This window comes from Symbioplanes lichenis (genome assembly GCF_030709675.1).
Taxonomy (GTDB): domain Bacteria; phylum Actinomycetota; class Actinomycetes; order Mycobacteriales; family Micromonosporaceae; genus Actinoplanes; species Actinoplanes lichenis.
This window is the reverse complement of the sequence record NZ_JAUZQD010000014.1, coordinates 195,840-205,207: the sequence shown is the minus strand read 5'-3', so window position 1 is coordinate 205,207 and position 9,368 is coordinate 195,840. Positions and strand designations below refer to the sequence as shown.

The window sequence follows — 9,368 nt, the reverse complement described above, 5'->3', positions numbered from 1 at the left end:
AGACGACAGCATGACGGGCGACTCGCCTATGAGTCAAGTTGTCTCGTAAGATGGACGGGTGGCCAACGAGAGCGACCCGCGCTACCTGCGCAGCCGGCAGGCGATCCTGCACGCCGCGCGAGATCTGCTGCTGGAGAGCGGGCCCACGGCGGTGACCCACGCCCAGGTCGCCGAGCGGGCCGGGGTGGGCCGCGCCACCGTCTACCGGCACTGGGACCGGGCCGAGCTGCTGCTCTTGGAGGCCATGACCACGGTCCCGATGCCGTTCTTCAGCGACCCCACCGGGCCCACCCGTGACTGGATCCGCCGGGAGCTGACCGGGCTGGCTCGCCAGCTCGACCTCGACGACGTTCGCGCCGTGGCCACGACGCTGGCCTCCGGCGCCCTGTGGGACGAGGGCATGGACGCCCGGCGCGCCCAGTTCGCGGGCGTCATTGCCGAGCGGCTCGCAGCCGTCCTCGACGAGGCCCAGGCGCGCGGCGAAGTGACTCTCGCCGTGCCGAGTCACGCCGCCGCGGCCATGGCGGTCGGGCCGATGTACTACCGCAGCACCATCGAGCGCTCCCCCACCGACGCGAGCCTGATCGACGCCATCGTCGCCGCTCTGGGCACCTGGACGGGTTAGCTCGACCAGAAGGTGCGCAACACCTCCGCGGCGCGCTCGGGGTCCTGCAGCATCCAGTAGTGGCCGAGGCCGTCGAGCGTCTCAAGGCGGGCGCCGGTCGTGCGGGCGACCTCCTCGTTCTGGGTGAGCACCTCGGCCGGGTCGACGCCGTCCATCACGTCACCGGTCGGCACCAGGATCAGGCCCGGGACGTCGATGCGGCCGGTCTTCCAGTCGGCGTGGAAGTTGGGCCAGGCCGAGCGGTAGAGCGCCAGGATCGCGGCGTCCATCGTCTCGTCGTGGGCCGCGTCGAGGTCGGCGCCCACCTCGGCGGTCAGGCCGCGCGGGCCGAGCAGCTCCCCGAACGTGCCGGGAGTGCCCGCGCGGATCCCGGCCAGCGACTGCTCACCCTGCGGGCTCTGCTGCCACATGGTCGCGACCGGGTGCCACCGGTAGTCCGGATGCCAGCCGTAGGCGACGTCGGACACCCAGCTGCGCACCCGTACGCCCGGGAACGCCGACACCACCCGCATGGTCAGGTGCCCGCCCCAGTCGTGGCCGACGAGGTCGATGTCGCCGCCGATCTTCTCCAGTTCGGCGGCGAGCCAGGCGGCGTACGCGTCCTTGCCGGTCAGGTCCGCCGGCCGGGCCGAGCCGAAGCCGGGCAGCCGCAGGGCCACGCTCTCGCCGGGCAGCAGACGGCGGACAGCGTCCCAGAGGGCCGGCGTCTCGGGGACACCGTGCACGAAGACTGTGGTCATGGCCGTTGATCCTGCGCCCGTCCCGGCACCCCGGCCAGACCGTTCCCGGCATGCCCGGCCATGCCGCGGCGGCATGTCAGACTGGCCCGGTGGCAGATGTCGAACTTCGCCAGTTGCGTTACCTGGTCGCCGTCGCCGACACCGGCGGCATCACGCACGCCGCCGCGAGCCTCGGCATGACCCAGCCCGCCCTGACCCGGGCCATCGCCGGGCTCGAACGCTCCGTCGGCGTCGCCCTCGTCGACCGGCTGCCGCGCGGGGCCGTCCTGACCGCCGCCGGCGAGATCCTGGCCGACCGCGCCCGCGTCATCAACCAGCAGGTCAGCGCGGCCGTCCGGCAGACCCGCGAGACCGGTGCCCGGCGGCCGGCGCTGCGGGTCAGCGCCCGCGCGTGCGACTACGAGCTGCTGGGCGACCTGATCGCCGCCCACCCGGGCGAGCGGGTCGAGCCGGTCATGGCCCATTGGCGTACGCAACTCGCGTCGTTGCGCTCCGGGGCGGCCGACCTCGCCCTGACCAGCGGCGAATTCGACGAGACCGGTCTGGACAGCGCCCTGGTCGGCACTCAGGAGCGGGTGGCCGTGCTGCCCGGGCACCACCGCTTCGCCGGGCGGGACAGCGTCGACCGCGCCGACCTGCTCGCCGACCCCGTGCTGGGCTGGGCCGGCAGCACCGCGCCGGAACGCGCGTACTGGCTGGACGGCGCACCCCTCGCCGGGCCCGAGGTGGAGGATCTGCTCCAGCTGATCGTGCACGTCCGCGCGGGCGACGGCATCGCGTTCGTGCCGCTGCCCATGATCGAGGAGATTCCGCTCCCGCGCGGCGTCCGCCTCGTGCACGTCGACGGTCTCGCCCCCGCCCGGGTCCGCCTGGCGTGGACGGCGGAGCAGACATCGACCCGGATCGCCCGCTTCGTCGCCGCGTGCGAGATGTCCGCGGCCTGACCGGTCAGCGCTTGCGGCGGGGGCTGCCGTCGGTCACGGCCCGCTCCCAGAAGCTGCGTACGGCCGGGACGACCTCGGAGACCGCCGGGATGCCCGGGCCGGTCTCGCGCGCGTCGACGGTGAGGGCCGGCGCCGAGCGTTCCAGCGATCCGGCCATGCGGTCGATATCGGTGATGATCGAGCCGGTGAGGACCAGGACGCCGGTGTCGTCGATCTCGGTCCGGACCTTGCGCAGGGTCTGTTGCCGGGCTTCGCGCAGGTCGTCGAGCAGATCTTCGAGGGAGTCGGCGTCCTCGGTGGTGTCGGCGCCGGGGTCGGTCTCCAGCCGGGCGTGCGCGGCGAACGCCTCCGAGGCAGCGGTGAGCAGCGGCCCGATGTCGTCGGGCACGCCGGGGCAGTGCGGGGTGGCGGCGGCGTCGAACAGGGTGCGGGCCACCGAGTTGACCTGGTGGACCCCGTGCTCGAGGACGCGGCAGGTGTGGTGCACCGGGGCGACCTCCGCGAGCGGGGTGGTCAGCGACCAGCGGGCCTGGCGGTCCAGGTCCTCCACCGCGTCGACCGCCTCGCCCAGGGACTCGCCGAGCCGGCGCGACCGGGCCAGCCATTGCGTGGCCTGGTCCCGGCCGTAGCCGCGGGCCGCCCCGGCCCCGAGATCGCCGAGCAGGCGGGCGATCTCGCTCGACAGCCGGCCCAGCTTGTCGTGGGCGCGTTCCAGCGGCGTCATCCCGCCGACCAGCGGCGACAGGATCATGCCGACGACGATGCCCAGGCCGGTCGCCCCGACCCGTTCCCAGAGGTAGGACTCGGTGATGACGCTGCCGGTGACCAGGACGCCCAGCGAGGTCGCGGACACGGCCACCGCGCCGTCGCCGAGCAGCAACAGCCGGCCCACGACCAGCCCGCAGCCGGCGATCACGGCGATCGACACCGGGCTCGGGCCGAACACGCCCCAGACGGCCACCGCGATCCCGATGCCGGCGAGCGTGCCGACCAGGCGCTTGGTGCCGTCCCGGACCGAGGCGTGCGCGCTCAGGTGCACCGACAGCATCGCGGAGATCGAGGCGGTGACCGCGCCGACGATGTCCAGGGTCTCGGCGGCCGACCAGGCCAGCCCGGCCGCGACCGCCGCCACCAGGGTCGAGCGGACGGTGGCCGGGTCGATCCGCTCGTACCCCCGGCGGGCCACGCGGCGCAGGCCCGCGGGCAGGTGCGGGCGCAGCAGGGCCAGCGCGTCGCGGCCCACGGCCTCGACGACCGGCTTGACCTTGCGGCGCAGCACCGCCGTGACCAGCGCGCACAGCGCCAGGCCCGCGCCGACGATCACCACCGGGTCCGCGGACTCGACGAACGACTCGGACAACGCTGCGGCTTCCTCTTCACGACCGGATGAACCAGTCGTCAAGCTATCGCCGCCGCGGCCGCTGGGGAGGCTGAACGCGAGAATTGCTCAGATCAGCGCAGGGTGTCGATGTCGATGACGAAGCGGTAGCGCACGTCGGACCTGAGCACCCGCTCCCAGGCCTCGTTGACCGCCGCGGCGGACGCGTCGATCAGCTCGGTCTCCGGCGCGATCCCGTGCTCGGCGCAGAAGTCGAGCATCTGCTGGGTCTCGGCGATGCTGCCGATGCCCGAGCCGGCGAACGACAACCGGTTGGCGAACAGCGAGAACACCGGCACCGCGAGGGGCTGCGGCGGCGCGCCCACGCTGACCAGGGTGCCGTCCAGGCGCAGCAGACCGAGGTACGCGGCCATGTCGATCGGCGCGCTGACCGTGTTGATGATCAGGTCGAAGCGGTGCTTGAGCGCCTCGAAGGTCGACGCGTCGCCGGTCGCGTAGTAATCCGTGGCGCCGAAGGCGAGACCGTCGTCCTTCTTGCCCAGCGTCTGCGACAGCACGGTGACGTCGGCGCCCATCGCGGCGGCGATCTTCACGGCCATGTGCCCGAGGCCGCCCATGCCGACCACGGCGACCCGCTTACCCGGCCCGGCGTTCCAGTGCGCCAGCGGCGAGTACGTGGTGATGCCCGCACAGAGCAGCGGGGCGGCCTTCTCGTACGGGATCGATTCCGGCACCCGCAGCACGAAGTCCTCGTTCACGACCACGTGCGTCGAGTAGCCGCCCTGGGTGACAGTGCCGTCGCGGTCGACGCTGCCGTAGGTCTGGGTGTTGCCCTTGAGGCAGTACTGCTCCATGCCGGCCCGGCAGTTCTCGCACTCGCGGCACGAGTTGACCATGCAGCCGACACCGACCCGGTCGCCTTCGGAGAAACGGGTCACGGAAGCGCCGGCCTGGGTGACGACGCCGACGATCTCGTGGCCGACGGTCAGCGGGTACGGCACCGGCCCCCACTCCCCGCGCGCGGCGTGGATGTCGGAGTGGCAGATCCCGGCGTACCGGATCTCGATGAGCACATCGTGCGCCCCGACCGCACGGCGCTCGAGCGTGGTCCGCACGAGCGGCTCGGCGGCGGACGGGGCGGCGATGGCGTTGACGGTGGAAATGATGCCCTCCGGTGACTGGTGACAATCGGTGACTCCAGGGCACCACGAGCGCCGCGGGTCAGCGAGTCCCTGTCGAGAGGTGTACCGGGAGAGCACCCCAGCCGGGCGGGCCTCAGGCCGCCGGCGTCTCCGCGGTGGCGACGATGGTGGCCCGGCCCAGGGTGTGCCCGGCCATGGTGAAGCTCAGGTAGGCCGGGGTGCCCTCGGCGGGCAGCCCGAGGTCCTCGACGTCCAGGGCGTGCACGGTGATGAAGTAGCGGTGCTCGCCGTCGCCGGCGGGCGGGGCGGCGCCGATGTACTGCGGCAGCCGGGCGTCGTTGGGCAGCTGGACCGCGCCCGCCGGCAGCCCGTCGCCGGACCCGGCCCCCGCGGGCAGGCTCGACACGGTGGCGGGGATGTTGAAGACGGCCCAGTGCCAGAAGCCCGACATCGTCGGCGCGTCGGCGTCGAAGACGGTCACCGCGTAGCTCTTCGTGCCCTCGGGCGCGCCGGACCAGGTCAGGTCGGGCGAGACGTCCTGGCCGCCGGGGATGCCGAAGGCGCCGGAGTGCTGGGCCAGGGGCAGCGGCTTGCCGTCGACGGCCGCGCTGCTGGTGACGTCGAAGCCCGGCACCCGGGGAAGACGGTCGAACGGGTTCATGATGGTGACTCTCCCGGTGGAAGTGGTGTCCTGCGAACACCGACCAGCCTGCGACCCACGGCGGCGGGCAGGGAGATCCTCGGCATGCTGGTACTCACAGTGCCACCGTGCCGATCTTCCGGGCGCGCACACTGGAGGACATGCCGGCGCCCCGACCCGAACTGTCAGCCTTCCTGCGAGCCATGCGCTCGCGCGTGCGGCCCGAGGACGTGGGGCTGCCCGAGTTCGGCCGGCGCCGCACCCCGGGCCTGCGCCGCCAGGAGGTCGCGCAGCTGGCCGCGGTGAGCATCGACTGGTACATCCGGCTCGAGCAGGGCCGCGTCGGCGTCCCCGGCACCGCCGTGCTGGACTCGGTGGCCCAGGCGTTGAAGCTGTCCGAGACCGAGCGCCACCACCTGCACCTGATCGCCCGGGGCGAGGCCCCGCCGGCCCGGCACGTGCCCGCCCCGGCGAGCGAGTCGCTGCGCACGATGCTGCACAGCATGCCCGCCACCCCGGCCTGGATCGTCGACTTCCGCTTCGACGTGCTGGCCCACAACGCTGCCGCGGTGGCCCTGTTCGGCCCCGGCTTCGCCGTCGGGACCAACACGACGGAACCGCTCTTCTGCGACCCCGGCGCCCGCGACTTCCAGCTGGACTGGACCCGGATCGCCCGCGAGCACGTCGGCAACCTGCGCGCCAACCTGGCCCGGCACCCCGGCGACCCGCGGCTGCTGGAGCTGGTCACCGATCTGCGCCGCCGGAGCAGCGAGTTCGCCGCCTGGTGGGACGACCAGACCGTGCAGGAGCGGACGAACGGCACCAAGCGTGTCCTGCATCCGACCGGCGGCGTCATGACCCTGCGCTACGACGTGCTGGCCGTCCAGGACGGCTCCGAGCAGCGGCTCTCGGTCGTCACCCCGGCCGACGCGCAGGCGGAGAACGCGTTGCGTGCCATTGTCTTCCCGCCCAGCGGGCTGCGCGCGGTGAACTGACGGCGGCGCTACAGTCCTGCGTCATGAGCGAGACCCCGCGCCTGCTCGTCCGGCGCTTCACCCCCGGCGACCTGGACGACTTCCTCGCCTATCAGTCCGACCCCGAGGTGCGCCGCCACCTGCCCGGCACGCCCATGACCCGCGAGCAGGCGGCGGACTATCTGCGGGTCCAGGCCGGGCTCGACGAGCGGGCCCCGGGGGCCTGGCACGGGTACGCCGTCCAGCACCTGGCCGACGACCGGGTGATCGGCGACATCGGCGTCTGGCTGCCGGCCGAGCCCGCCGGCGTGCCCGACATCGGCTTCCAGTTCCATCCCGCCTGTCACGGCCGGGGCTACGCGCGGGAAGCCGTGCGAGCCTTCCTCCCCCACGTCTTCGAGACCCTGGCTCTGCCCCGGATCACGGCCACGTGCGCGCCGGCCAACACGGCGTCGCAGGCCCTCATGAAACGCCTGGACATGCGCCTGCTGTCGGCCACATCCCAGGACATCCAGTACGGCCTCACCCGCGAGCAGTGGCAGCGCCATGGATGACGTGGACCTCGCCCGGCTCGGCACTCCGACCGGTCCCCCGGTGCGGATCTCCGGCGGATTCGCCAACCGGATGTACCGGCTCGACACCGACCAGGGCTCCTACGCGGTCAAAGAGCTGAACCTGCGGCCCTACCGCGTCGAGGACGTGTTCCGGTTCGAGCAGGCGGCCTTCGCGGCCGGCATTCCGATGCCCGAGCCGATCGCGGCGAGCCGGCACACGCTCGTACACCGCTGGGTCGAGGGTGAGAAGGTCCCGGAAGAACCCGTCCCGCAGGCGTACGCCTACGAGGTCGGCGAAATCCTCGCGCGCCTGCACGCCCTCGATGTCGCATGGGCGCCCGGCCCGGCCGAGGAGCCCGCCGCCCGGGACTGGCCCGAGCTCGCCGGGCGGGCGACAGCGACCGGCCAGCCCTGGGCCGCCGGCCTCACCGCCCACGCCGAGACGTTCTCCGCGATCGCCCGCCTCGTCGACACCTGCGAACGGCCGGGTCCCGTCGTGCTGACCCACCGCGACATCCAGCCGTGGAACCTGCTGTCGCGCCGGGGCCGCCCGGTGGTGCTCGACTGGGAACTGTCCGGGCAGCTCGACCTGTCCGGCGAGCTCGGCTCGACCGCGCTGAGCCTCGCGAAGGGCCCCGGCTTCGACGACATCCGGCCCGAGGTCTTCCGCGCGGTGCTCGACGGCTACGCCGCGGCGGGCGGAGTGCTGCCGCCGCCGGGCCCGAGCTGGTTCGTCTACCTGATCGGCGGCTGGCTGGGGCACACGCGGTGGCACCTGTTGCGCTGCCTGGCCGGGGTCGAGGCGAGCACCGGTCCCGAGCTCGCGCTCTCCCACGAGGTCGTCCGCGACGGCGTGCGCGGCCTGCCCGAGCTTTTCGCCCGGCTCCCCGAGCTGCAGGAGCTGCTGCCCCACTCCGATTAACGCGGCGGAAACATTGACGGTCGTCGGCTCGCATCCTACGTTGTGTCTCTGGTCACGGCGTGCGCCCGGAGCGCCACGCGCGGTGATCATGCCGGCAGGCGAGAGGAGACGTCGTTGTCCCGTCGTGAATTGATCGACCCCGAGGTCCGGCCCCCGCTCGAGGAACTGCTGCGCACCACGCCGGGCGGCTTCAACGCCATCGCCGATCTCGGGGAGCGCCGGGCCACGCTGGAACGACTGCTCGCCGGGGCGGACACCCCCGCCGACCCGCGGGTGACCATCGAGGACCGGACGGTGCCGGGTCCCGCGGGCGAGCCCGGGATCCGGGTACGCGTCTACCGACCGGCCGGCGCCGACGGCGAGTTGCCGGGCATCTACTACGTGCACAGCGGCGGGATGATCATGGGATCGGTCGAGGCGGAGGACGGGGCAGCCACGATGCTCTGCGCCGCCGTCCAGGCCGTGGTGGTCTCGGTGGAGTACCGCCTGGCGCCCGAGTTCCCGTACCCCGCGGGGGTCGAGGATTGTTATGCCGGGCTCGCCTGGGTCGGCGACCACACCCGGGAGCTGGGGATCGACCCGCACCGGCTGGCCGTCTTCGGCATGAGCTCGGGCGGCGGGCTGGCCGTCGCCACGGCGCTGCTCGCGCGCGACCGCCGGGGGCCGCGGCTGGCCTTCCTGATGCCGATCTACCCCATGCTCGACGACCGGAACGCGACCGAGTCCAGCTACGAGATCTGTGACATCGGCATCTGGGACCGCTCGGCCAACGTCGAGGCCTGGGCCTGGTACCTCAACGGCAAACCCGCCGACCAGTACGCGGCCCCGGCGCGCGCGGTCGACGTGAAGGGCCTGCCGCCGACGTTCATGGACGTGGGCACGGTCGACCTGTTCCGCGACGAGGACATCGACTTCGCGCAGCGGCTGATGGGCGCCGGAGTGCCGCTGGAGATGCACATCCACTCCGGGGCCTATCACGCGGCCGAGGTGTTCGCGCCCGAGTCGGCCCTGGCGCACCGCATCTGGTCGCTGCGCATCGACGCCCTCAAGCGCGCGCTGGCGGTCACGCCTCGGCGAGACGCTTGATGTGGGCGGCGCGCTGCCGCAGCAGCCGCCGCAGATAGGGCACCGCCACCAGCAGTCCCACCGGGCCCAGCGGCGCGGTGATCGTCATCCGGTCGGTCATGCGCGTCCGGCCGACGCCCCGATCGTCGAACAGATGCTCGTGGCGCAGGGCCCGGAACGGCCCGCGCACCTGCTCGTCGACGAATCGGTGCGGCGGCTCGTGCGCGGTGACGCGGCTCGTCATGCGCCACACGACCCCGAAGTGACGCGCCCGGAAGGTGACCTCGTCGCCGAGCGCCAGCTGCCGGCGGCCGGTGCTCGTGGTCGCCGTCTCCCCGCTCGCGCGCAGGGAGGCGGCGTGCACGTCCATGTCGAGCTCGAGCCCGAACACCAGCTCCGGTGCCGCGTCGATCTCCGTCACCA

11 protein-coding genes are annotated in these 9,368 nt (G+C 73.1%); 6 read left to right on the top strand and 5 right to left on the bottom strand.

What is annotated here, in order from left to right; genetic code table 11:
* Nucleotides 1–58: 58 nt before the first annotated feature.
* Nucleotides 59–625, top strand: a complete 567-nt coding sequence (locus tag RAN62_RS30835) for a TetR/AcrR family transcriptional regulator (RefSeq protein ID WP_305788328.1) — start codon at nt 59–61, stop codon at nt 623–625.
* Here RAN62_RS30835 and RAN62_RS30830 read toward each other — a convergent pair.
* The gene (locus tag RAN62_RS30830) at nt 622–1,365 is read right to left on the bottom strand and encodes an alpha/beta fold hydrolase (protein ID WP_305788327.1); all 744 of its coding nucleotides are present in this window, start codon (nt 1,363–1,365) and stop codon (nt 622–624) included. The genes RAN62_RS30835 and RAN62_RS30830 overlap by 4 nt on opposite strands.
* A gap of 89 nt (nt 1,366–1,454) precedes the next feature.
* Between RAN62_RS30830 and RAN62_RS30825 the strand changes: the two genes are divergently transcribed.
* Nucleotides 1,455–2,309: a LysR family transcriptional regulator gene (locus RAN62_RS30825; protein ID WP_305788326.1), complete on the top strand. Its 855-nt coding sequence runs from the start codon at nt 1,455–1,457 to the stop codon at nt 2,307–2,309.
* A gap of 4 nt (nt 2,310–2,313) precedes the next feature.
* Here RAN62_RS30825 and RAN62_RS30820 read toward each other — a convergent pair whose 3' ends face one another.
* The 3 genes from RAN62_RS30820 to RAN62_RS30810 all read right to left on the bottom strand — a co-directional run bounded on the left by RAN62_RS30820 (nt 2,314) and on the right by RAN62_RS30810 (nt 5,451).
* A complete protein-coding gene (locus RAN62_RS30820) occupies nt 2,314–3,669 on the bottom strand; it encodes an FUSC family protein (protein ID WP_305788325.1) in 1,356 nt (451 codons plus the stop codon).
* Between the two features lie 92 nt (nt 3,670–3,761).
* Nucleotides 3,762–4,811 (bottom strand): NAD(P)-dependent alcohol dehydrogenase, encoded by a 1,050-nt coding sequence (locus RAN62_RS30815; protein WP_305788410.1) that lies wholly within the window; start codon nt 4,809–4,811, stop codon nt 3,762–3,764.
* Between the two features lie 112 nt (nt 4,812–4,923).
* Nucleotides 4,924–5,451: a YbhB/YbcL family Raf kinase inhibitor-like protein gene (locus RAN62_RS30810; RefSeq protein ID WP_305788324.1), complete on the bottom strand. Its 528-nt coding sequence runs from the start codon at nt 5,449–5,451 to the stop codon at nt 4,924–4,926.
* Nucleotides 5,452–5,591: 140 nt separating this feature from the next.
* Between RAN62_RS30810 and RAN62_RS30805 the strand changes: the two genes are divergently transcribed.
* The 4 genes from RAN62_RS30805 to RAN62_RS30790 all read left to right on the top strand — a co-directional run bounded on the left by RAN62_RS30805 (nt 5,592) and on the right by RAN62_RS30790 (nt 8,966).
* Nucleotides 5,592–6,425 carry a helix-turn-helix transcriptional regulator gene (locus tag RAN62_RS30805; RefSeq protein WP_305788323.1) on the top strand — a complete coding sequence of 278 codons (834 nt, stop codon included), beginning with the start codon at nt 5,592–5,594 and terminating at the stop codon, nt 6,423–6,425.
* Between the two features lie 23 nt (nt 6,426–6,448).
* The gene (locus RAN62_RS30800) at nt 6,449–6,958 is read left to right on the top strand and encodes a GNAT family N-acetyltransferase (RefSeq protein ID WP_305788322.1); all 510 of its coding nucleotides are present in this window, start codon (nt 6,449–6,451) and stop codon (nt 6,956–6,958) included.
* The gene (locus RAN62_RS30795; RefSeq protein ID WP_305788321.1) at nt 6,951–7,880 is read left to right on the top strand and encodes a phosphotransferase family protein; all 930 of its coding nucleotides are present in this window, start codon (nt 6,951–6,953) and stop codon (nt 7,878–7,880) included. The genes RAN62_RS30800 and RAN62_RS30795 overlap by 8 nt, the downstream gene beginning before the upstream one ends.
* A gap of 114 nt (nt 7,881–7,994) precedes the next feature.
* Nucleotides 7,995–8,966 (top strand): alpha/beta hydrolase, encoded by a 972-nt coding sequence (locus RAN62_RS30790; RefSeq protein WP_305788320.1) that lies wholly within the window; start codon nt 7,995–7,997, stop codon nt 8,964–8,966.
* Here the strand turns inward: RAN62_RS30790 and RAN62_RS30785 are convergent.
* A complete protein-coding gene (locus tag RAN62_RS30785; protein WP_305788319.1) occupies nt 8,944–9,366 on the bottom strand; it encodes an SRPBCC family protein in 423 nt (140 codons plus the stop codon). The two genes, RAN62_RS30790 and RAN62_RS30785, sit on opposite strands and share 23 nt — an antisense overlap.
* Nucleotides 9,367–9,368 lie beyond the last annotated feature (2 nt).